At 72.3% G+C, this 22,017-nt stretch carries 21 protein-coding genes; 12 read left to right on the forward strand and 9 right to left on the reverse strand.

All coding sequences use genetic code 11. The features are described 5' to 3' along the window. Nucleotides 1–233 precede the first annotated feature (233 nt). Genes AB0G16_RS31635 through pyrR form a run of 3 tightly spaced genes read right to left on the reverse strand, consistent with a single transcriptional unit; the run spans nucleotide 234 to nucleotide 3,079 of the window. Nucleotides 234–1,583 (reverse strand): dihydroorotase, encoded by a 1,350-nt coding sequence (locus AB0G16_RS31635; protein WP_362813308.1) that lies wholly within the window; start codon nucleotides 1,581–1,583, stop codon nucleotides 234–236. Beyond that, nucleotides 1,584–2,513, reverse strand: a complete 930-nt coding sequence (locus tag AB0G16_RS31640) for an aspartate carbamoyltransferase catalytic subunit (protein WP_362813311.1) — start codon at nucleotides 2,511–2,513, stop codon at nucleotides 1,584–1,586. Continuing rightward, nucleotides 2,510–3,079, reverse strand: a complete 570-nt coding sequence (gene pyrR / locus AB0G16_RS31645; RefSeq protein WP_362813315.1) for a bifunctional pyr operon transcriptional regulator/uracil phosphoribosyltransferase PyrR — start codon at nucleotides 3,077–3,079, stop codon at nucleotides 2,510–2,512. Before pyrR ends, AB0G16_RS31640 begins: the two co-directional genes overlap by 4 nt. Nucleotides 3,080–3,482: 403 nt before the next feature. Here pyrR and AB0G16_RS31650 point away from each other — a divergent pair, with 403 nt between their 5' ends. The 5 genes from AB0G16_RS31650 (at nucleotide 3,483) to AB0G16_RS31670 (ending at nucleotide 9,294) form a co-directional block, all read left to right on the forward strand. Next, nucleotides 3,483–4,727, forward strand: coding sequence for an arginine deiminase (locus AB0G16_RS31650; RefSeq protein ID WP_362813318.1), 1,245 nt, complete (start codon nucleotides 3,483–3,485; stop codon nucleotides 4,725–4,727). Nucleotides 4,728–4,808: 81 nt separating this feature from the next. Beyond that, nucleotides 4,809–6,233: an amino acid permease gene (locus AB0G16_RS31655; protein WP_362813321.1), complete on the forward strand. Its 1,425-nt coding sequence runs from the start codon at nucleotides 4,809–4,811 to the stop codon at nucleotides 6,231–6,233. Continuing rightward, nucleotides 6,230–7,186, forward strand: a complete 957-nt coding sequence (locus AB0G16_RS31660) for a universal stress protein (protein WP_362813324.1) — start codon at nucleotides 6,230–6,232, stop codon at nucleotides 7,184–7,186. The genes AB0G16_RS31655 and AB0G16_RS31660 overlap by 4 nt, the downstream gene beginning before the upstream one ends. A 270-nt stretch (nucleotides 7,187–7,456) precedes the next feature. After that, entirely contained in the window at nucleotides 7,457–7,951 is a 495-nt protein-coding gene (locus AB0G16_RS31665; protein ID WP_362813327.1) for a transcriptional regulator, read from the forward strand. A gap of 254 nt (nucleotides 7,952–8,205) precedes the next feature. After that, nucleotides 8,206–9,294, forward strand: a complete 1,089-nt coding sequence (locus AB0G16_RS31670; RefSeq protein ID WP_362813330.1) for a PP2C family protein-serine/threonine phosphatase — start codon at nucleotides 8,206–8,208, stop codon at nucleotides 9,292–9,294. Between the two features lie 362 nt (nucleotides 9,295–9,656). Here the strand turns inward: AB0G16_RS31670 and AB0G16_RS31675 are convergent, their stop codons facing one another. Together AB0G16_RS31675 and AB0G16_RS31680 are read right to left on the reverse strand one after the other, a co-directional pair. After that, nucleotides 9,657–10,103 carry an SAV_6107 family HEPN domain-containing protein gene (locus tag AB0G16_RS31675; protein ID WP_362813333.1) on the reverse strand — a complete coding sequence of 149 codons (447 nt, stop codon included), beginning with the start codon at nucleotides 10,101–10,103 and terminating at the stop codon, nucleotides 9,657–9,659. Nucleotides 10,104–10,582: 479 nt separating this feature from the next. Further along, nucleotides 10,583–11,473, reverse strand: coding sequence for a L,D-transpeptidase family protein (locus tag AB0G16_RS31680; RefSeq protein ID WP_362813336.1), 891 nt, complete (start codon nucleotides 11,471–11,473; stop codon nucleotides 10,583–10,585). 119 nt (nucleotides 11,474–11,592) lie between these two features. Here AB0G16_RS31680 and AB0G16_RS31685 point away from each other — a divergent pair, with 119 nt between their 5' ends. Together AB0G16_RS31685 and AB0G16_RS31690 are read left to right on the forward strand one after the other, a co-directional pair. Continuing rightward, complete coding sequence (locus tag AB0G16_RS31685) at nucleotides 11,593–12,069, forward strand: YbaK/EbsC family protein (RefSeq protein ID WP_362813339.1); 477 nt, start codon at nucleotides 11,593–11,595, stop codon at nucleotides 12,067–12,069. Nucleotides 12,070–12,142: 73 nt separating this feature from the next. Continuing rightward, the gene (locus AB0G16_RS31690; RefSeq protein ID WP_362813342.1) at nucleotides 12,143–12,691 is read left to right on the forward strand and encodes a GNAT family N-acetyltransferase; all 549 of its coding nucleotides are present in this window, start codon (nucleotides 12,143–12,145) and stop codon (nucleotides 12,689–12,691) included. Nucleotides 12,692–12,778: 87 nt separating this feature from the next. On the opposite strand, the gene metF is transcribed toward AB0G16_RS31690, so the two are convergent. After that, nucleotides 12,779–13,711 (reverse strand): methylenetetrahydrofolate reductase [NAD(P)H], encoded by a 933-nt coding sequence (metF, locus tag AB0G16_RS31695; RefSeq protein ID WP_362813345.1) that lies wholly within the window; start codon nucleotides 13,709–13,711, stop codon nucleotides 12,779–12,781. 397 nt (nucleotides 13,712–14,108) lie between these two features. Between metF and AB0G16_RS31700 the strand changes: the two genes are divergently transcribed. Beyond that, complete coding sequence (locus AB0G16_RS31700; protein WP_362813348.1) at nucleotides 14,109–15,176, forward strand: polyprenyl synthetase family protein; 1,068 nt, start codon at nucleotides 14,109–14,111, stop codon at nucleotides 15,174–15,176. Between the two features lie 32 nt (nucleotides 15,177–15,208). Here the strand turns inward: AB0G16_RS31700 and thiE are convergent, their stop codons facing one another. From thiE to AB0G16_RS31715, 3 genes are read right to left on the reverse strand one after another with little or no spacing between them, the layout of a single operon-like run. Then, entirely contained in the window at nucleotides 15,209–15,850 is a 642-nt protein-coding gene (thiE, locus tag AB0G16_RS31705) for a thiamine phosphate synthase (protein WP_362813352.1), read from the reverse strand. Beyond that, a complete protein-coding gene (locus AB0G16_RS31710; RefSeq protein ID WP_344896565.1) occupies nucleotides 15,828–16,202 on the reverse strand; it encodes an Rv2175c family DNA-binding protein in 375 nt (124 codons plus the stop codon). The genes thiE and AB0G16_RS31710 overlap by 23 nt, the downstream gene beginning before the upstream one ends. A gap of 50 nt (nucleotides 16,203–16,252) precedes the next feature. After that, nucleotides 16,253–17,431: an FAD-dependent oxidoreductase gene (locus AB0G16_RS31715; protein ID WP_362813355.1), complete on the reverse strand. Its 1,179-nt coding sequence runs from the start codon at nucleotides 17,429–17,431 to the stop codon at nucleotides 16,253–16,255. 333 nt (nucleotides 17,432–17,764) lie between these two features. Between AB0G16_RS31715 and thiO the strand changes: the two genes are divergently transcribed. From thiO to pknB, 4 genes are all read left to right on the forward strand, one after another. Further along, nucleotides 17,765–18,973 (forward strand): glycine oxidase ThiO, encoded by a 1,209-nt coding sequence (thiO, locus tag AB0G16_RS31720; protein ID WP_362813358.1) that lies wholly within the window; start codon nucleotides 17,765–17,767, stop codon nucleotides 18,971–18,973. A gap of 8 nt (nucleotides 18,974–18,981) precedes the next feature. Next, the gene (thiS, locus tag AB0G16_RS31725; RefSeq protein WP_362813403.1) at nucleotides 18,982–19,182 is read left to right on the forward strand and encodes a sulfur carrier protein ThiS; all 201 of its coding nucleotides are present in this window, start codon (nucleotides 18,982–18,984) and stop codon (nucleotides 19,180–19,182) included. An 11-nt stretch (nucleotides 19,183–19,193) separates the two neighbouring features. Next, nucleotides 19,194–19,952, forward strand: a complete 759-nt coding sequence (locus AB0G16_RS31730) for a thiazole synthase (protein WP_362813406.1) — start codon at nucleotides 19,194–19,196, stop codon at nucleotides 19,950–19,952. 75 nt (nucleotides 19,953–20,027) lie between these two features. Continuing rightward, complete coding sequence (pknB, locus tag AB0G16_RS31735; RefSeq protein ID WP_362813360.1) at nucleotides 20,028–21,974, forward strand: Stk1 family PASTA domain-containing Ser/Thr kinase; 1,947 nt, start codon at nucleotides 20,028–20,030, stop codon at nucleotides 21,972–21,974. Nucleotides 21,975–22,017: the final 43 nt, after the last annotated feature.

Raw genomic sequence — 22,017 nt, forward strand, 5'->3', positions numbered from 1 at the left:
TCTCCCCCTCGGCTCCGTAGGAGGTCCCGTGGAAGACACGTCCGTCCTCCAGCACCAATACCGCGGTCATTCACCCACCCCGATCGTCTCGGTAACAACACCACAAAGTATGAAATATCCGGCACGGCGGGGTGTCGGACGTCCGCCATGCGGGACGCGCCCGCGATCCGGGCCGGAAAGGGGGAACCCCCCGCGCGCCCCGCGTCCGAGCACGGGCACGCCTCGGGCGGCCCTCACGTGAGCTTCCCGTCCAGGACGGTGGGCCTGCCGCGCAGGAAGGTCGCCACCACGCGGCCGGGCAGGGGCAGCCCCTCGTACGGCGTGTTGCGGCTCTTCGAGGCGTACCCCGCCGGGTCGACCGCGGCGCGCACCGCCGGGTCGTACAGGGTGATGTTGGCCGGCTCGCCGACGGCGATCGGCCTGCCGTGCCCGGCGACCCTGCCGATCCTGGCGGGGGCCGCGGACATGCGCTCGGCGACGCCGGCCCAGTCGAGCAACCCGGTCTCCACCATCGCCTCCTGAACCACCGCGAGCGCCGTCTCCAGGCCGATCATGCCCATCGCGGCGGCGGCCCACTCGGTCTCCTTGTCCTCGACCGGGTGGGGGGCGTGGTCGGTGGCCACGCAGTCGATCGTGCCGTCGGCCAGGGCCTCGCGCAGCGCCTCGACGTCCGCGCGGGTGCGCAGCGGCGGGTTGACCTTGTAGATGGGGTTGTAGGAGCCGAGCGGGGAGTCCTCGACCAGGTCGTCGGTCAGGAGCAGGTGGTGCGGGGTCACCTCGGCGGTGACGTCCCAGCCCTTGGACTTGGCCCAGCGGATGATCTCCACCGAACCGGCGGTGGAGACGTGGCAGATGTGCAGGCGCGAGCCGACGTGGGCGGCCAGCAGGCAGTCGCGGGAGATGATCGCCTCCTCGGCGACCGCGGGCCACCCGGTCAGGCCGAGCCGGCCGGAGACCGCGCCCTCGTTCATCTGCGCGCCGGCGGTCAGCCTCGGCTCCTGGGCGTGCTGGGCGACGACGCCGTCGAACGCCTTGACGTACTCCAGGGCGCGGCGCATGAGCACCGCGTCCCAGACGCACTTGCCGTCGTCGGAGAAGACCCGCACCTGCGCGGCGGAGTCGGCCATGGCGCCGAGCTCGGCGAGACGCTCGCCCTGCAGGCCGACGGTGACGGCGCCGACGGGACGTACGTCGCAGCGGCCCGACTCCTGGCCCAGGCGCCAGACCTGCTCGACGACGCCCGCGGTGTCGGCGACCGGGTCGGTGTTGGCCATGGCGTGCACGGCGGTGTAGCCGCCCCGGGCCGCGGCCCGGGTGCCGGTCTCCACGGTCTCGGCGTCCTCGCGGCCGGGCTCGCGCAGGTGGGTGTGCAGGTCCACCAGGCCGGGAAGGGCGATCAGGCCCCCGGCCTCGACGATCTCGACGGGCCCGGGACCCGGGCGCTCCGTCGGGCCGCCCTCCAGGCCGTGGCCGATCTCCGCCACCAGCCCGCCGCGGATCAGGATGTCGGCGCTCTGGCCGCCGAGGATGCCGGCGCCCTTGATGAGGAGGTCATGGCCGCCGGTGCCGTTACGCTCGTCCATCTACTTGTCTCCTCCGAGGTCGGCGCCGCCGAGCAGCAGGTACAGGACGGCCATGCGCGCGGTCACACCGTTGGCGACCTGCTCGACGATCGTCGAGCGCGGCGAGTCGGCCACCTCCGCCGCGATCTCCATTCCCCGGTTCATCGGCCCGGGGTGCATCACGATGGCGTGGTCGGGCATCTTGGCGACACGGTCGCGGTCGAGCCCGTAGCGGCGGCTGTACTCCCGCTCGGTGGGGAAGAACGCCGCGTTCATCCGCTCGCGCTGCACGCGCAGCATCATCACCACGTCGGACTTGGGCAGCACCCCGTCCAGGTCGTAGGAGACCTCGCACGGCCAGGTGTCCACGTTGACCGGGAACAGGGTGGGCGGGGCGACCAGCGTCACCTCGGCCCCGAGCGTGGCCAGCAGCAGCACGTTGGAGCGGGCCACCCGGCTGTGCAGCACGTCGCCGACGATGGTGACCCTGCGGCCGTCCAGCGCGCCGAGGCGGCGGCGCATGGTGAAGGCGTCCAGGAGGGCCTGGGTGGGGTGCTCGTGGGTGCCGTCACCGGCGTTGACGACGCTGCCGCGTACCCAGCCGGCCAGCCGGTGCGGCGCGCCGGAGGCTCCGTGGCGGATGACGACGGCGTCGGCGCCCATCGCCTCCAGGGTCAGGGCGGTGTCCTTGAGCGACTCGCCCTTGGAGACGCTGGACCCCTTGGCCGAGAAGTTGATCACGTCGGCCGACAGGCGCTTGGCCGCCGCCTCGAAGGAGATCCGGGTGCGGGTGGAGTCCTCGAAGAAGAGGTTCACCACGGTGCGGCCCCGCAGGGTGGGGAGCTTCTTGATGGAACGTTCCGAGATCTTCGCCATCTCGTCGGCGGTGTCCAGGATGAGCAGGGCGTCGTCGCGGGTCAGGTCGGCAGCGGAGAGCAGGTGCCGCTTCACAGGTCCTCCCCCTTCAGCAGCAGGACCGCGTCACGGCCGTCGTTCTCCTCCAGGTAGACCTTGACGCTCTCGGACTTGGAGGTCGGCAGGTTCTTGCCCACGTAGTCGGGGCGGATGGGCAGCTCGCGGTGGCCCCGGTCGACCAGGGCGGCGAGCTGCACGGCCTGCGGGCGGCCCAGGTCGTTGAGGGCGTCGAGCGCGGCGCGGACGGTGCGGCCCGAGTAGAGGACGTCGTCGACGAGGACGACGAGGCGGCCGTCGATGCCGTCCGCGGGCAGCTCGGTGCGGCCCAGCGCACGGGCCGGCCGCAGCCGCAGGTCGTCGCGGTACATGGTGACGTCGAGGGAGCCGACGGGGACGGCGCGGCCCTCGAACTGCCTGATGTGGGCGGCCAGGCGGCGGGCCAGATGGACGCCGCGGGTGGGAATGCCCAGCAGGACGACGTTCTCGCCGCCCTTGGTGCGTTCGAGGATCTCGTGGGAGATGCGGATGAGGGCCCGGTTGATGTCGGGCTCCTCCAGCACGGCGCGGGCGCCGGCGGGCGCACGCGAAACGGCCTCGGCCAAGGAGTAACACCACCTTTCCCGCCTCACGGGACGGGTCTTAAAGGAAGTCGATGCCCTCACGCTACCAGCCGGGTCCCGGTTCACCCGGGGCGGGGGCGGAGCCGCCCCGGTCCTTCCCGTGCGTCCGACCCGCCCCGGGTGGGCGGGGCGCTTCGAGGGGGCGGGGTCGTCTCCAAGGGGATGGGGTCGCCTCGAGGGGCGAGGCCGCTTCGAGGAGAGCCTGGCCGCTGCGAAGCGGCGGGGTCACTTCAAAAGCGAATAAATATCTAAATCCTCCAGACTCTCAGTGGTTTTGATGGGTATGCGGCTTACATCCGCCCCACGGCGGAGTATGCCCGAGCGCCCGGGTGACCCCCGGCACCGCCCGCCCGCCGCTCTCGTCACCAGCCGAGAAGGAACCCCAATGACCTTTCACGTCGACTCCGAGGTCGGCCGGCTCCACCAGGTCCTGCTGCACAGGCCCGAGCTCGCCCTGAAACGGCTCACGCCGTCGAACAAGGACGACTTCCTCTTCGACGACGTGCTCTGGGTGCAGCGCGCCGTGGAGGAGCACGAGGAGTGGCAGAAGCTCCTGGTCGACCAGGGGGTGACCGTCCACATGCTCTCCGACCTGCTGCGCGAGACGGTGGAGATCCCCGAGGCGCGCAAGCACATCCTGGACGGCGTCACCGACGAGCGCTTCTTCGGCCCGATGGCCGTCGACGCCGTCCGCAACGCGCTGGACTCGATGGACTCGGTGACGCTCCAGCGCTACCTCACCGGCGGCATCACCAAGCGCGAGATGGTCGAGATGGGCACCGACCCCAAGAGCCTGGCCTTCCACACCCTGGGCCCGGACGACTTCGTCCTGCCCCCGCTGCCCAACCACCTGTTCACCCGCGACACCTCCTGCTGGATCTACGACGGCGTCTCGATCAACCCGATGAGGAAGAAGGCGCGCCGCCGCGAGACCGTCAACATGGAGGCGATCTACCGGTACCACCCGACGTTCGCCCCCGGCTACGACCGGCCCGGCGAGGGCGGCTACAACGTCTGGATGGCCGGGACGCCCTCCGCGCCCGCCACCATCGAGGGCGGCGACGTCCTCGTCCTGGGCGGGGGCGTGGTGCTGGTGGGGATCAGCGAACGCACCCAGCCGCAGGCGGTGGAGATGCTGGCGCGCAGCCTGTTCCGGCAGGGGGCGGCCACGAGGATCGTCGCGCTGAACATGCCGAAGGCACGGGCGTTCATGCACCTGGACACGGTCATGACCAACGTGGACGTCGGCGTGTTCACCAAGTTCGCCGGTCTGGGCATGCTGCCCTCCTACACGGTCGAGCCCGGGGACAACGAGAAGGAACTCAAGATCACCGACCATCCGGCCGAGGACATGCACCGGGCCATCGCGCGGGCGCTCGACCTGGACGACATCAAGGTCCTGACCGCCACGCAGGACGTGTACGCCTCCGAGCGCGAGCAGTGGGACGACGGCTGCAACGTGCTGGCCCTGCGGCCGGGCGTGGTCGTGGCCTACGAGCGCAACACCACCACCAACAACCACCTGAGCGCGAACGGGATCGAGGTGATCACGATCCGGGGCAGCGAGCTCGGCCGGGGGCGCGGCGGTCCGCGCTGCATGAGCTGCCCGCTGGAGCGCGAGGGCGTGTGAGCGTCACCGCGAGGCCTGGCCTCTCCCCCGGGCACGACGGATCATCACCGTAGACGGTGCAGTGGAGGGAAGGGAGGCCGGATGACTTCGGTGGTCCGTCGGCTGTCGCGTACCAAGCCGACCGAGGAGATCGTCGCCGAGGGCGGTCACGGCGAGGGCGGTGAGCTGCGCAGGACCATGACCCTGTGGCAGCTCACCCTGTTCAGCATCGGCGCCACGCTCGGGACCGGGATCTTCGTGATCCTCGGCCAGGCCGTGCCCAAGGCGGGTCCGGCGGTGGTCGTCGCCTTCCTGCTGGCCGCGGTCACCGCCCTGTTCTCCGCGCTCTCGTACGCCGAGCTGGCGGGCACGATCCCGGTCGCGGGTTCGTCGTACTCCTACGCCTACGCGACCATGGGCGAGCTGGTGGCGTGGGTGTGCGGCTGGTGCCTGATGCTGGAGTACGCCGTCTCGGTGGCGGCGGTGGCGGTCGGCTGGGGAGAGTACCTCAACTCCTTCCTGGACGACCTGTTCGGCTGGACGCTGCCGGCGGCCCTGACCAACTCCCCCGGCCAGCAGGGCGGCGTGATCAACCTGACCGCGATCCTGATCGTCCTGCTGGCCACCTGGATGCTGCTGCGCGGCGCCTCGGAGAGCGCCGGCGCCAACGCCGTCTTCGTGCTCATCAAGATCGCGGTGCTGGTGTTCTTCTGCGTCGTGGCGTTCACCGCCTTCAACGCGGGCAACCTGGCTCCGTTCGCCCCGCTGGGCATCGCGGGCATCACCGCCGCCGCCTCGCAGGTGTTCTTCTCCTACATCGGCTTCGACGCGGCCTCGACGGCCGGTGAGGAGGCCAAGAACCCCAAGCGCGACCTCCCCCGGGCGATCATGCTCTCGCTGGGCGTCGTCACGCTCGTCTACGTGCTGGTGGCGCTGGCCGCCGTCGGCGCCATGCCGTGGCAGGAGTTCGACCCGGAGAGCACCGAGGCGGGCCTGTCCCTGATCGCCAAACAGGCGGCCGGCGCCACCTGGCCGGGGTTGGTCATCTCCTTCGGCGCGGCCATCGCCATCGCCAGCGTGGTGCTCACCGTGCTCTACGGCCAGACCCGCATCCTGTTCGCCATGTCGCGCGACGGGCTGATCCCGAAGATCTTCGCGAGGGTGAGCCCGCGCCGCCAGGTGCCGGTCGCCAACACGCTCATCGTGGCCGCCTTCGTCTCGGTGCTGGCCGGGTTCATCCCGCTGGGGCAGCTCGCCGAGGCCACCAGCATCGGCACCCTGTTCGCCTTCGCGATCGTGAACCTGGGCGTGCTCGTGCTGCGCCGCACCCGCCCGGACCTCCCGCGCAGCTTCAGGACGCCGTTCTTCCCGGTCACCCCGATCCTCGGGGTGATCTTCTGCATCGTGGTGATGGCCGGCCTGGCCGGTGTCACCTGGCTGGCCTTCGGGATCTGGATGGCGGTCGGCCTGCTGGCCTACTTCCTCTACGGCTACCGCCACTCGCGTCTCAACGGGAGCGACCGATGAAGATCGAACACGTGCTCGCCGGGTTCGTCCCCGGCTCGGGCGGACGGGACGGGCTGGCGCTGGCCCTGCTGCTGGCCAGGCAGGCCGGCGCCGGGCTGACCGTCGCCCACGTGCACGTGCCCGCCTGGACCACGCCGGGGCCGGGCAAGGTCGACGCCGAGTGGCGGGCCCACGTCGCCCGTCAGGCGGCCCAGACGCTCTCGGCGGCGCGCGAGCAGCTCTCGGGCGTACGGGACGTGGAGATCGACTTCCTCTCGCAGGGCGACCGTGGCAGCGGGCGCGGCCTGGCCGCGCTCGCCGGCCGGATCGGGGCCGACGTGGTGGCCGTCGGCCCGGCGCCGCGCGGCGCGCGCGGGCGCATCCGCCTGGGCAGCACCGCCGACCAGCTCCTGCACGGCTCGCCGGTGCCGGTGGCGCTCGCCCCCCAGGGGTACGCCGTCACGGCCCCGGAGAGGCTGGTCCGGCTGGCGGTGGCCTACCGGCGCGGCCCCGCCTGCGCCGAGACCGTCCACCAGGCCGCCACGGTCGCGGCCGGGATGGGCGTGCCGCTGCGCCTGATCACCCTCGTGACGGGCGGCGGGCGGCGGAGCAGCGCCGACCGGGAGATGCTCCTGCGGGTGCGCGAGCGGGCCGCGGCCGACCTGGAGGCCGCGGCCCTGGCCCACGGGCGGATCGACGCCGGGACCGGTGGGACCGGGACCGAGGCCGGCATGACGGTGGAGGTGGAGGTGGAGGTGCTGGAGGGCGGGAACGTGGAGACGGCGCTGGCGAGTTCCGGCTGGCACGAGGACGCGCTGCTGATCTGTGCCTCCAGCCGGACGGGACCGTTGCGCCGGGTATTCCTCGGCGACACCTCACTGAAGATCATACGCGCCTCGCCGAGCCCGGTGATCATGTTGACCCGAATTCCGCGGACGGCACGGGATACGGCCCGAAACCCCGGAAAAACCTGATGTTCCGCCCACCCTCATGGGACGATCACGGCGTTTGAGGCGGATCCCACCGGACCGGATTCGGCATCTTTTTTCCAATCAGCTTGACCTTAGGCGCCCACCGCTTTACCGTCACTGTCCGTAACCATACCTCGGAGCGTTATCGGATGAACCCTGACGCACCGGTCACCACGGGCGCCTGCCCCGGGCACAACCCGGTGATTGGGGCATAAGTTGCGAGGTAGCACAATCAAGTTGAGAGCAGTGCATAGAGAGCCGGGGGGCCACACCATGCCGTCTGAGTACGCCAAGTCACTGGGTGGAAGACTTCGTGCCATCCGCACCCAGCAGGGCCTGTCCCTGCACGGGGTCGAGGAGAAGTCCCGTGGGCGCTGGAAGGCGGTGGTCGTCGGGTCCTACGAGCGTGGCGACCGTGCCGTAACGGTGCAGAAGCTTGCCGAGCTTGCTGATTTCTACGGGGTGCCGGTCTCGGAGTTGCTGCCCGGCGGGGCCGCTCCCAGCCCCCTCGGCCCGACACCGAAGCTTGTCATCGACCTTGAGCGCCTCGCCCAGCTCCCCAAGGAGAAGGCCGGCGCGCTCGCCCGCTACGCGGCGACCATCCAGAGCCAGCGTGGTGACTACAACGGCAAGGTGCTGTCCATCCGCCAGGAGGACCTGCGCTCCCTCGCCGTGATATACGACAAGTCCCCCAGCGAGCTCACCGAGGAGCTCATCGGCTGGGGCGTCCTGGACCCCGAGGCTCGCCGGGCCGTCGAATCCTTCTGACGATCCGACCGGTCGTGGGTGCGCCTGCCCCGGCGTGCCCACCCGCCGACAATGCCGCTCTTAGCTGAAGAGGCCTTTCCTCCCACCCGCGCGCTGGTCACTGTGGTAGGAAAAGGCAGACATGCCCTCAGCGAGATGTGGTGGAGATGGCTCCGGGAGACGATCGGCCCGATCGCTCTCGATCGCGCCCCGAAAGCCGCCTTCGCGCCCTGGCGACCTCACTGGGGTCCACCAGGACGAAGGCCTTCCTTCGGTTGCTGACCTCCATCGGCACCACCCGGACGCAGGACACCCTCAAGCTCCTGCCGTTCATCGTGATGGCCGTGGTGGCCCTCATCGACTTCGGCTCGGGCCCCACCTCGGGTCTCCTGCCGTTGCTCGCCCTCGGGCCGGCCTTCGCCAGCGTGGCGTGCGGGCTGACGCGCACCACCGTCGTCGGGGTCGTCGCCCTGGCCCTGTGCGTCTTTCTCGGCCTCTACAACGACATCCTCTGGATGCCCCGCACCAACATCACCATGGTCGCCATCCTCGGCGTCACCGTGGCCAGCGTGCTGGCCAGCGCCGGACGGCTGCGCCACGAGAACCAGCTCGCCGACGTGCGCTCGGTGGCCGAGGCCGCCCAGCGGGTGCTGCTGCGGCCGGTGCCGCGCCGGGCGGGCCCCGGCATCGGCGTGGCCGTCTCCTACACCTCCGCCACCGCCGAGGCCAGGATCGGCGGCGACCTGTACGAGGTCGTCAGCACCCCGCACGGGGTCCGGATCATCGTGGGGGACGTCCAGGGCAAGGGCCTGGAGGCGGTGGAGACCGCGGCCGTGGTCCTCGGCGCCTTCCGGGAGGCGGCCCATGACGAGGGAACGCTCCAGGGTGTGGTGACCCGCCTGGAGAACGCCCTGACCAGAGAGCTCTCCGGTGAGCAGTTCGTGACCGCCGTGCTGGCCGAGATCGGCGGCGGACCCGCCATCACGGTCGTCAACTGCGGCCATCCGCCGCCCATGGTGCTCGGCGGCGACGGCGGCATCTGGTTCGCCGACCCACCGGACGAGGCGCTCCCGCTGGGCATGAGCTCGCTCCAGACCAGCCGGCCGCAGCCCTACCGCGTCCCCTTCCAGCCGGGCGACCAGGTCCTCTTCTACACCGACGGGGTCATCGAGGCCCGTGACGAGGAGGGGGAGTTCTACCCGCTGGCAGAGCGGGCGCATCTGCTGGACGGCGCCGACCCCCAGGGGTCGCTGGACGACCTTCGCGCCGACCTGCTGCGCCATGTGGGCAGGCCCCTGGGCGACGACGCGGCCATGCTGCTGCTCCGTCACCGCGCAGCCCATCGCACCTCCTCGGCCGCCTGAGACCGGGCGGCCGCCGGGGACCTGGTGGGTGCCGGGAACCCAGTGGGTGCCGGTGACCGAGCGGGTGCCGGGAACCGGGCGGGTACCTGGGATCGACCGGTCGCCGGAGCGGGATCGGCCGGGACGAGAGGCGGCCGGGACCGGCCGGGACGGGACGCCGGAAGGGCGAGGGCCGGGACGGGGGGCGGGTCCGGGGGGGCGGCCCCTGAGAGGGGCGCGAGCCACCCGGCGAGGCGGGGACCCGGGGCGACAGGGTCACCGGCGAGACCGGGAGAGGGTGGCCGGGGGCGAGAGCGCCACGGTGAGATGGGGGGCGGCCGGAGGCGACGGCGCCACCGGCCGGGAGACGGTTCCGAAAGGAGCTACCCGGCCAGGGGGACGCGACCGGGGAGCATGGGTTGTGCCGGCACGCCGAGCAGATCCTCCACCTCGGTGACGAAACGCTCGGCCTCGGAGATGAGCTCCTCGGCGTCCCTCGACGACACGACGCGGGTCATCCCCGCCTCGGCCGAGGCGCGCTTGGCGGCGCTCATCTCGAAGTAGGGCGCCCAGTCGGCCAGTCGAGGCTCGGCCTCGGGCAGCAGCTCCCAGGCGCTGCGGAGCCGGCGCCTGCGGCCCTGCATGGGACGGGGGCGCGCGGCCAGGACGGCGGCCGCCGCCCTCAGCGCCGCGAGGTGCGCCGCGACGTAACGTGTGGCGGACGTCCGAGCGGCGGCGGCCTCTTCGAGGCAGTCGCGCGCGTCTGTGAGGTGCGCCCGCACCGTGGGGGACAACCGGGGCCCGCCGGAATCGCTGAGCCGAGGGGTCATGCGCTTCAGCCTCCTAGGTCGCAAGCGGCTCCCGGCGTTTTCGCCGGTGGATACCACACTCGCAGACCCCACCGACAAATTCGCCGGACGGCCGGACGAGGAGCTTCCCCTCTCCCCGCCCGTCCCGAGCGAACCCGATCGTCTCCGCCGACGACGCCGGCCCGCTCGACCGCCCTGGACGCGGGCCGCGAGCCCCGCGTCATTACCATCGAACATAAATTCGACCACTCGCACTGTCAAGTGATACGGCGAACAAAAGTTCGATCTTCGGTATCCGTTCACACGCGCGCGGGCCCTCGCACACGCGAAGGCCCCGGGAGGAGAACCTCCCGGGGCCTTCGACGGGACCACCGGACCTGCGCGTCAGGACCGGCGGGCCGAGAACCCACCGGCCACCGGCCACCGGCCACCGGCCGACCGGGTGACCGGCCGACCGGCCGGGAACGACCGGAACCGGCCGTGTCCCTCGTCATCGCTCGCTAGCGGACGAACCTGCCCCGTACGTGTACCGGCACCCCCGTGCCGAGCAGGCCGGGAAGGACCTCCGCCACGTGCATCGGCAGCCGGACGCAACCGTGGGAGGCGGGCGCCAGCGGCACCGACAGCGCGCCGTGGAAGGCGATGCCGCCGTTGAAGAAGATCGGGTTGTAGAGCTGTCCCAGATAGGACACATGCCAGCCGTCACGGCGCCAGGTGGTCTTGTAGTCGCCGGTGGGCGTGCGGGCGTTCCCGCAGAACCGCTGGGTCCTGCCCTGCCAGGTGGCCGTCTCGCAGTAGGCGATCCCGCTGCCCGAGGAGGTGTGGCTGATCAGTTTCACCACCCCGCCGACGTAGAGGACCATCACCTGCTTGGCGAGGTCGACCTCCACCCGGGTGGGTTTGCCGTTGCGGACCAGCACCCTGGGTGCCCTCGGCGCCTCCAGGGCGCTCCAGGTCCTGCGCGCCACCGTGCTGGTCGGCCGGATGCCGTTCACCTTCTGGAAGGCCCAGACCGCCGCCAGCGTCGCTCCGCCGTAGCGGCCGTCGATCCTGCCCGGCGCGTAACCGAGCGCGGCCAGCCTGCTCTGCAGCACCTTCACCGCGGCGCCCTTGGCGCCGAGCTTGAGCGTCTTGCCGGGCGCGACGAGAGCGGACCTTCCGGAGGCCGCCGCCGTACCCGAGGAACCCCTACCCCAGGCCCCCCTGCCCGGGAACGCCGCGTCCGGGAGCGCCGTCCCACCGGCCGTCAGGACCGTCGCCGACGAGCTCGAAGCCACGGCCGGGGCCGCGGCGGCGGTAGCCCAGGACGCCGAGGGCACCGAGATCGAGGAGAAGAGCACGGCACTCGCCGTCGTCAGTGCGGCCGTTCCCAGCCGCCGTCCAACCCCCATTTTTCACCAACTCCTCATGTCGCTATCGATCGGGTCAAGGGACCATAGCGCACGTCCACCACGTGCAAGCGAACGGTCATGAAGCGGCAAACGGCCGCCGATCTGTTTAGAGTGTCCGCGTGCCAGAAAAGTTGCATCCGAACGTCGAGAAGGTCGCCGCGGCGCTGCGCGAGCACGGCGTCCCCGGTGAGATCGTCGTCTTCGCCGAGGCCACCCCGACCGCCGCCACCGCGGCCGCGCAGCTCGGCTGCGAGGTCGGGGCCATCGCCAACAGCCTCGTCTTCGAGGCCGACGGCGACCCGCTCCTCGTGCTCACCAGCGGCGCCCACCGGGTGGACACCGGCCTGGTCGCGGAGAGGATCGGCGCGGCGCGGGTGCGGCGCGCCGACGCCGCCTTCGTCCGGGCGGCCACCGGTCAGGCCATCGGCGGGGTCGCCCCGGTCGGCCATCCCGCCCCGATCAGGACGCTGGTCGACGTCTGGCTGGGCGGGCACGAGGTCGTCTGGGCCGCCGCGGGCCACCCGCACACCGTCTTCCCGACCTCCTTCGACGAACTGGTCCGCATCACCGGCGGCGTTCCCGTCGAGGTCGAGTGAGGGATCCGGCGCCCGGCCGCACCCGGCCGGCGCGCCGGCCGGGTGCGGGTGCCGCCCTGCTAATGTGCGACGCGTGATCGGACTGCGACGGATCGGCCCCGACGAGTTCACGCTCCGGCTGGACGCGGTCCTCGACGTCTACACCCGTGCGATGGACCCGCCCACCGACCAGCTCTCGGGCCGCAGGGCGATCATGCGGAACCACGCCGCCCACCCCGCCTTCACCTGCCTGTTCGCCGAGGACGAGGCCGGCGTCCCGGTGGGCGTGGCGTACGGCTTCCACGGGGTCCCCGGCCAGTGGTGGCACGACGTGGTCCGCCGGGCCCTGGTCGAGCGGTACGGCGAGGACGACGCCCGGCACTGGCTGGGGGACGCGCTGGAGCTCGCCGAGATCCATGTCCACCCCGACCACCAGGGCAAGGGCATCGGCCGGGCGCTGGTGGCCGGCATATGCGCGGGCCGTCTGGAGCGCACCGCCGTGCTCTCCACCCGCGACGGGCACACGGCCGCCCGGCACCTGTACCGCAGCGTCGGTTTCGTGGACCTGCTCACCCGGTTCGTCTTCCCCGGCGGGCACGAGCGCTACGCGATCCTCGGCACCGCCCTCCCGCTGAGCGGCTGAGACGCCCCGCCGGGACGGGGCGCGGTCGCCCCGTCCCTGCCGCCCCCTGCCGTCCCCTTGCCGTACGGAGGACCCGTGGCGGGCCGCTCAGACCCGCACGGAGGCGGGGTGCGGCGTGTGGTCGAGGGCCTGGAAGACCTCACGGGTGGCGCTGGAGCGGTTGAAGGTGATGAAGTGGATGCCGGGCGCGCCCTCGTCGAGCAGGGTCTGGCAGAGCTCGGCGGCGTGCTCGATGCCCAGGGCGCGCACCGCGGCCGGGTCGTCGGCGACGGCCGCGAACCGCTCGGCCACCTCGGGAGGGAACGGCGCCCCGGAGAGCTGCTCGGACCTGGCGATGGTGCTGATCTGGGTGACGGGCATGATGCCGGGGATGATCGGCGTGTCGCAGCCGGCCGCCGCCACCCGGTCGCGCAACCGCAGGTAGTCCTCCGCGCGGAAGAACATCTGGGTGATCGCGTAGTCGGCGCCCGCGCGGCACTTGCGCACGAAGTGCTCGGTGTCGGACTCGATCGACGACGACCGGGGGTGCTTGTACGGGAAGGCCGCCACGCCCACGCAGAAGTCGCCGGACTGGCGGATGAGGCGGACCAGCTCCTCGGCGTACAGGACGCCCTCGGGGTGGCGCACCCACTCGCCCGTGACGTCGCCGGGCGGGTCGCCCCGCACGGCGAGGATGTTGCGCACCCCCGCCCCGGCGAACCGGCCGATCAGGTGACGAAGCTCACGGATGGAGTGGTTGACCGCGGTGAAGTGGGCCACCGGGGTGAGCGTGGTCTCGTGCGCGATCCGCTCCACGATGTCGACCGTGCGGTCGCGGGTGCTGCCGCCGGCGCCGTAGGTGACGGAGACGAAGGTGGGGTGCAGCGACTCCAGCTCGCGGACGGCACGCCAGAGCTGGCGCTCCCCCTCGTCGGTCTTCGGGGGGGAGAACTCGAAGGAGAACGAACGGGCACCGGCGGCGAGGAGCTCGCGGACGGTGGCGACGCGATCGGGCAGGAAGGACGGGCGACCCAGAGCCATGGGGCAAGGATACTTGCCCGGACCCCTCGGTGCCCGATCAGAAGGCTCACGTCTCACTTGAGAAGATGATCATTAAACAGAGGCATTTATAGATCTGAATGCACTGATGGGCGGTTAATCTGGACATCCAACCTCTTCTTGCGGTCCGAGTCGGCGGATTCCACGCATCACAGATCGGTCTCCATATGACTCGGTTGCAGAAATCCCGAAATGTTATGTCGTACAGCGGTTCTTCAGTCGTTACGGCTCCCCGCCGACCCGGTGGGGAGAATCTTGTCGATCATGCGTACGGTGGTCGTGGTGTCGCCACCGCCCGGCACGTCGTCACGGCGGGTGGCACCGCACCGCGTCTTCCCCCCAGAGCTGAAGCCAAGGGTCTCCACACTGGAGGTATTCGATGACCGCTTCCGTAGCCGCGCTGGACACCATCCGCTCCGAAGTGGATCGTTCTCTCCGGCGGTTCGTGGATCAACAGCGCCCCCAGATCGGCGCTCCGGAACTGGTCCCCCTGGTCTCGGCCGCCGAGGACTTCCTGGCCGGCGGCAAGCGGCTGCGGCCCGCGTTCTGCTACTGGGGCTGGCGCGGCGCGGGCGGGGGTGACGACCCGGCGCTCTTCACCGCCGCCGCCTCGCTGGAGCTGCTGCAGGCCAGCGCCCTTGTGCACGACGACGTGATGGACGCCAGCGATCGGCGCCGGGGCATGCCCTCGGCTCACCGCAGGTTCGAGAGGCTGCACCGCGAGGCCGGCTGGCACGGCTCGGCGGAGCAGTTCGGGGAGGGCGCCGCCATCCTGCTGGGCAATCTGATGCTCGTCTGGTCCGGGGAGATGTGGCGGAACAGCGGCCTGCCGGCCGCCTCGCTGGCCGCCGCCCAGAAGGTCCACGACGACATGCGCACCGAGCTGATGTGCGGCCAGTACTTCGACCTGCTGGAGCAGGCGCACGGCGAGGGCACCTTCGAGAGCGCCCTCCGGGTCGCCCTGTTCAAGAGCGGCAAGTACTCGGTGGAGCAGCCGCTCCGGCTCGGCCTGGTGCTGGCGGCGCAGGGCAGGCAGCCCTGGATCGACCGGCTCTGCGAGGAGTACGGGCAGTCGGTGGGGATCGCCTTCCAGTTGCGCGACGACATCCTCGGCGTCTTCGGCGACCCCGACGAGACCGGCAAGCCGGCCGGTGACGATCTTCGCGAGGGCAAGCGGACGATGCTGGTGGCCCGCACGCTCGCCGCCGCCTCCGGGTCCCAGGCCAAGGTGGTGCGCGCCACGCTCGGCGACCCGGACCTGGACGCGGCCGGGATCGACGCGCTCCGCGCGATCATCGAGGAGACCGGCGCCCTGGTGGCCTGCGAGGACCTGATCAAGGGCTACCTGGAGAACGCGCTCGGCTCGCTGGAGGGCGCCCCGATCCGCCCGGAGGCCCGCACGGCCCTGGCCGACCTGGCGGTGGCCGCCACCTCCAGGCGCACCTGAGCCCGGCCCGGCCGGCCTCGGCCGGAAGGCGTTCAGGCGGGGGCGGCCAGCCTCCGCTTGAACTCCTCGGCCGCCGCCTTGGGGTCGTCGGCCTCGGTGACGGCCCGCACGACCACGACGCGGCGCACCCCGTACGACATGACCTCGTCGAGGTTGTCCAGGTCGATGCCGCCGATGCCGAACCAGGGCCGGTCGGTCTCCAGGGCCGCGGCGCCGGTGAGCAGGCCGGGCCCCGGGGCGTGCCTGCCGGGCTTGGTGGGCGTCGGCCAGATCGGGCCGCAGCAGAAGTAGTCGACCCCGGGCTCGACGGCCGCGGCGGCGGCCTCCTCGGGGGCGTGAGTGGAACGCCCGATGAGGATGTCGTCGCCGAGCAGCTCGCGGGCGACCGGCACCGGCAGGTCGCCCTGGCCGAGGTGGAGCACGTCGGGGCGGCACGCGTAGGCGATGTCGGCCCTGTCGTTCACGGCCAGGAGCGTCCCGTGGCGGTCGCAGGCCTCGCGGAAGACGGCCAGGAGGTCGAGCTCCTCGCGCGCCTCCAGGCCCTTCTCGCGCAGTTGCACGATGTCGACCCCGCCCGCGAGGGCGGCGTCGAGGAAGTCCGCGAGGTCCCCCCGGTCACGCCGCCCGTCGGTGCACAGGTACAGCCGGGCGTCAGAAACCGAGGGCCTGGGCACGTCTCTTCACTTCGGTGTGGCGGCCCGCCACGATCGCGTCGACCGGCGACCCGGGCAGGGTGTCGTCGGGTGTGAAGAGCCAGCGGAGCGACTCCACGTCGTCGTATCCGGCGTCGAGGAGCACGGTGAGGGTGCCCGAGAGGCCCTTGACGACCTCCGTGCCGGCGAGGAACGCGGCCGGGACCTGCGGCTCGCCGCCTCCCCTGCGCACCCCGATGAGCTTGCGGTCCTTGAGAAGTTGCTTGGCGCGACCGGCGCTCAGGTTGAGCCTTCTGGCGACCTCGGTCAGGGTGAGCCACTCGCCCACCAGCTGGTCGGTCTCCCGGTCGATCTGCGCAACAGAAAGCGTCACGAATCCACCACTACCACATCGAGCCCTTCGCCAAACACCCCGCGGCGAGGTTACGCCGCCGTACAGTCGCGCAACGCTATCGCAGGGTCGGCGAGGCGCTCGACGTCCAGGCGCTGGCCGCCCTCGATGAGGCGGCGCCCCTGGACGAGATCGCGGGGGCGGTTCACCGCCAGGACCGCGACGAGCCGGTCCTCGCCGTCCACCCAGCACATCCCCCAGCGGGGTTTCCCCGGGACGGACGGGTCGCCGCGCCGGATCGGCCGGGCCCCGTCGTGGTGGCCGGCGTACTGGACCATGTGGCCGAACTGCTCGGACCAGAAGTAGGGCACGGGGTCGTAGACGGCGTCGTCCCCGACCAGGGTGGCCGCGGCCACGTCCGGGGCGCCCAGGGCGGTGTCCCAGTGCTCGACGCGCAGCCTCAGGCCGTAGCGGCGCGACCACCAGGCCGCGCAGTCGCCCACGGCGACCACGCCGGGCAGCGAGGTGCCCAGGTGCTCGTCGGTGACCACGCCGTCCTCCAGCGTGATCCCCGATCCGGCCAGCCACTCGACGGCGGGCCGCACGCCCACGCCGGTGACCACGACGTCGGCCTCGACCGCCGAGGCGTCGGCCAGGGTGAGCCCGCCGTGGTCGACGGAGGCGACCACGGTGCTCAGGCGGAGGTCCACGCCGGCCTCGGCGTACCACGCGGTGGTGTGCAGGCCGATCTCGCCGAGCGCGGCGGCCAGCGGGGTGGAGGCGGCCTCGACCACGGTCACCGCGCAGCCGGCCCGGCGGGCGGCAGTGGCCACCTCGGCGCCGATCCAGCCCGCGCCGACGACGGCGACCCGCCTGCCCGGCCGGAGCAGGGCGCGCAGCGCGAGGGCGTCGTCGATGGTGCGCAGCACGTGCTGGGGGCCGTCGCCGCGCAGCCGGATCGGGTGGGCGCCGGTGGCCACGACCAGCCCGTCGTAGGCCATCTCACCCTCGGTGGTCTCGACCACCCCCGGGTGCAGGCCCTTGGCGGCCACGCCCGCGCGGAAGTCGACCTCGAGCGCGTCGAGGTCGGCGTCGACCACCGTGGAGTCGGTCCCGCCGAGCAGCACGGCCTTGGACAGGGGCGGCCGGTCGTAGGGCCGGTGCCGCTCCTCCCCGATCAGTGTGATCGTGCCGCCGAACCCGCGGGCCCGTAACGCCTCGACGCTGCGCACACCGGCCAGGCCGGCACCAACCACCACGACATGATTCACACTTCCTGACCATAAGCGTCAGCACCGCCCTCCTACCAACGGTCGTTGATAACGAAAGAGGGATTTACCTCACATCTGACGCTCTAAGGATGTTGCCGCAACCCTTAGGGTGGACGGAGAAGACGCGCGGGAGCCCGGACGCACCGGGCTGAGAGGAGGGCCGCGGGGCTGGGCAGGACTCCTGCGAGCCACGTGACGTGTGAGGCAGGGCGCCGCCGAGGCGGCGCGGCCCGGCACGCGCGGGGCGGCGAGGTCCCGCCGGGCGGCCGCGAGCGGGCCCTCGACCGCCACGAACCTGATCCGGGTCATGCCGGCGAAGGGAGCGGAGCACGTATGCCCGACCTTTTCGACCTCGTCGTCGTCGGCGGCGGCGTCATCGGCCTGTCGGTGGCCTGGCGCGCCACCGGCCGGGGACAGCGGGTGGCCGTGATCGATCCCGCGCCCGTCTCCGGCGCCTCGCACGCGGCCGCGGGCATGCTGGCCCCGGTCAGCGAGGTCACCTACACCGAGGAGCCGCTGCTCCGGCTGGGACTGGCCTCCCTGGAACGCTGGCCCGCCTTCGCCGCCGAGCTGACCCGGGCGAGCGGGTACGATCTCGACCACCGCGCCGACGGCACGCTCGACGTGGCCTTCGGCTCCGACGACCTGGCCGCGCTGGACGATCTCGCCGCCTTCACCGCCGCGCTGGGGCTGCCCGCCGAACGCCTCACCGGACGGGAGTGCCGCCGCCTGGAACCCATGCTGGCGCCCTCCGTCCGCGGCGGCATGCTGGCCGGCGGGGACGCCTGGGTGGACCCCAGGAAGGTCACCGCCGCCCTTCTGGCGGCCCTGGACGCCGCGGGCGCCACCCTGGTGGCGGACCGGGTGACCGGGCTGCTCACGTCCTCGGGCGCGGCGCGCGGCGTACGGCTGGCGAGCGGCGGGAGCCTGGCCTCGGGCCGGGTGGTCCTGGCCGCCGGCGCCTGGTCGGGTTCGCTGGAGGGGGTGCCGCCCGAGGTGCTCCCGCCGGTGCGGCCGGTCAAGGGCCAGATCATGCGGCTCCGCTCCCCCGAACCGGTCCTGAGCCGCTGCGTGCGCGGCGTCGTGCACGGCTCCCACGTCTACCTGGTGCCGCGCGGCGACGGCGAGCTGGTGCTCGGCGCCACCCAGGAGGAGCTCGGTTTCGACACCCGCGTCACCGCCGGCGGGCTCTGGGAGCTGCTGCGCGACGCGCGCGAGCTCGTCCCCGGCGTGACCGAGCTGGAGGTGACCGAGACGATCGCCGGGCTGCGCCCCGGCACCCCCGACAACCTGCCGCTGGTCGGCCCCACGATCATGCCCGGCCTCGATCTCGCCACCGGGCACCACCGCGGCGGGGTGCTGCTCGCCCCGCTCACCGCCGACCTCTGCGCGGGCGAGGACTCCGGCGGGGGCTCCGGCGGGGGCGATCCGGTGCTCACGGAACTGGCGGGGCTCTGCTCCCCGCTCCGTTTCGCGAGGGCCGCCCCGCCGCGTCCCCCGCGGACGGGTCCCATCGAGAACACACCGCGGGAGCAGCGATGAACACGACCATCAGCGTGACCGTCAACGGCACCGCCTGCGAGCTGCCCGCGGGGGCGACCGTGGCGCAGGCCGTACGGCGGCTGACCGAGGCGCCGAGCGGGGTGGCCGTGGCGGTGAACGACGAGGTCGTCCCGCGCGGCGCCTGGGAGTCCACCGCGCTCGGCGAGGCCGACCGCGTCGAGGTGCTCACCGCGGTCCAGGGAGGATGAACGTGAACGACATGACGGACGACCTGCTCATCGGGGACGAGAAGTTCTCCTCACGCCTCATCATGGGCACCGGGGGCGCCCCGTCCCTGGAGGTCCTCGACCAGGCGCTCGCCGCCTCGGGGACCGAGCTGACCACGGTCGCGATGCGACGGCTCGACCCCGCCGCCCAGGGGTCGGTGCTCGACGTGCTGCGCCGGCGCGACATCAAGGTGCTGCCGAACACCGCGGGCTGCTTCACCGCCGGGGAGGCCGTGCTGACCGCCAGGCTCGCCCGGGAGGCGCTGGGGACGGACTGGGTCAAGCTCGAGGTCATCGCCGACGAGCGCACCCTGCTGCCCGATCCCATCGAGACCTTCGACGCGGCCGAGCGGCTGGTCGCCGACGGGTTCACGGTGCTGCCCTACATCGGCGACGACCCGGTGCTGGCCCGCAGGCTGGAGCAGGCCGGCTGCGCCGCGGTGATGCCGCTGGGCGCGCCGATCGGCTCCGGGCTGGGCATCCGCAACCCGCACAACATCGAGCTGATCGTGGAGTTCGCGAACGTGCCGGTGATCCTGGACGCCGGGATCGGCACCGCCAGCGACGCGGCGCTGGCCATGGAGCTGGGCTGCGACGCGGTGCTGCTGGCCACCGCGGTCACCCGCGCGCGGCGTCCGGAGCTGATGGCGCGGGCGATGCGCTCGGCCGTGGAGGCGGGCCGGGCGGCGCGCCTGGCCGGGCGGATACCCCGGCGTCGCTACGCGGAGGCATCCTCCCCTCTTCATCGCTAGAAAACGACCACGTCTCGGCATCGGTTTGGGATTCGAGGACCCTGTCGGCGCCAAATCGCCCGTAAACTCGGCCTCGTGGACACGACGCTTACGGATCCCCTGGTCGGGAAACTCCTCGACGGTCGATACCGCGTCGAGTCCCGGATCGCCCGGGGCGGTATGGCGACCGTCTATCTGGCCCTGGACATCCGGCTCGACCGCACGGTCGCCGTGAAGGTGATGCACCGCTCGCTCGCCGAGGACCCCGCGTTCGTGCGGCGCTTCATCGGCGAGGCCAAGTCGGTGGCGAGCCTGTCGCACCCCAACGTGGTGCACGTCTTCGACCAGGGCACCGACGGCGACAACGTCTACCTCTCGATGGAGTACGTGCCGGGGCGGACGCTGCGCGACGTGCTGCGCGCCCGCGGCAGGCTGCCCGCCCGCGAGGCGCTGGAGGTCATGATCCCGGTCCTCGCCGCGCTGGGCGCCGCCCACCAGGCGGGGCTGGTGCACCGGGACGTCAAGCCCGAGAACGTGCTGCTCGCCGACGACGGCAGGGTCAAGGTCGTGGACTTCGGCCTGGCCCGCGCGGTCGAGGCGACCAACCAGACGCGGACCGGCGTCATGATCGGCACCATCGGCTACATGTCGCCCGAGCAGGTGACCGCCGGCGCGACGGACGCGCGCAGCGACGTCTACGCGGCCGGGATCATGCTGTTCGAGCTGCTGACCGGCCGCCAGCCGTACGAGGGCGAGACGCCCATGTCGGTGGCCTACCGGCACGTGCACGACACCGTGCCGACGCCCTCGTCGGTGCTGCCCGGCTCTCCCCCGCTGCTCGACAACCTGGTGGCCGCGGCGACCGCCCGCGACCCCGCCCACCGCCCGGCGGACGCCACCGCCCTGCTGGTCGCGGCGGTCGAGGCCCACCGGATGCTGCCCCGCGACAGCGTCCCGCACCCGTCCGTCCCGATCGGCGCCCCGCACGCGCACGCCGCGGCGGCGCCCGAGCCGCCCGCCCCGGTCAACGCCACGCTGATCCAGCCGCGCGCCGACCTGCTCACCGGCCCGGCGGCCGGGACGACCCCGCCCGTTCCCGCCGCCAAGCCCCGCCGGTCGGCGGGCGCCCGCTGGTTCCTCATCGGGCTGGCCGTGGTCATGGTGATCGCGGTGGGGGTGACCGGCTGGCTGTTCTCGCAGAACACCACCATCGTGGTGCCCGCCACCCTGGTCGGCAAGAACGTCACGATCGCCACCGACGAGGCCAGGCAGCGTGGCTTCGTCGTCGAGCGGGGCAAGGCCGAGCACGACGAGAAGGCCCCCAAGGGTACCGTGCTGCGCACCGACCCCGTGGCCGGCACCGAGGCCGAACCGGGCAGCAAGCTGATCCTCATCGCCTCGGCCGGGCCCAAGAGGGTCGCGGTGCCCAACGTCGTCGGCATGAGCGAGCCGGAGGCCAGGAGCAGGCTCGCCGAGTCCCTGATCACCGTGGACGACATCAGGAAGCAGGCCAGCGAGACCGTTCCGCGCGGTCAGGTGATGCGGACCGTCCCGGCCGTGGGGAACCTGGTCAAGGAGAACAGCAAGGTCGACCTGGTGGTGAGCGCCGGACTGCTCATGCCGGACGTCAGGGGCATGCCCCGCGACCAGGCCGACGGGGTGCTGCGCGGGGCGGGGTTCACGCCCGAGTTCGTCGAGCAGACCGACAGCGCCCAGCCGTGCACGGTCATCGCCCAGGAGCCGCTGCCCAAGGCGGAGATCGACAAGGGCGCCGTGGTCCGGCTGACCCTGTCGCAGTGCAACACCGAGTGGCACTGGCCGTGGGAGCGCGACGGCCAGGCTCCCCCGGACGGCGGGGGCGACAACGTCGTGGTGATCCCGAACATCGTGTTCAAGGACTTCAGGGCGGCGCGGGACGAACTGCGCGCCGCCGGGATGAAGGTGAAGATGAGGCGAACGCTGGGCCGGGGCAGGGTGGTGGCCCAGCTCCCGGCGGGCGGGCTGTCGGCCCCGCCCGGCACCGAGGTGACCATCTGGTACTGACCGCCCGACGTCCCGCGCCGGGTGCGTGACGGGTGCCGGGCGC

The sequence above is a fragment of the Streptosporangium sp. NPDC023615 genome, assembly GCF_040640155.1.
GTDB lineage: Bacteria > Actinomycetota > Actinomycetes > Streptosporangiales > Streptosporangiaceae > Streptosporangium.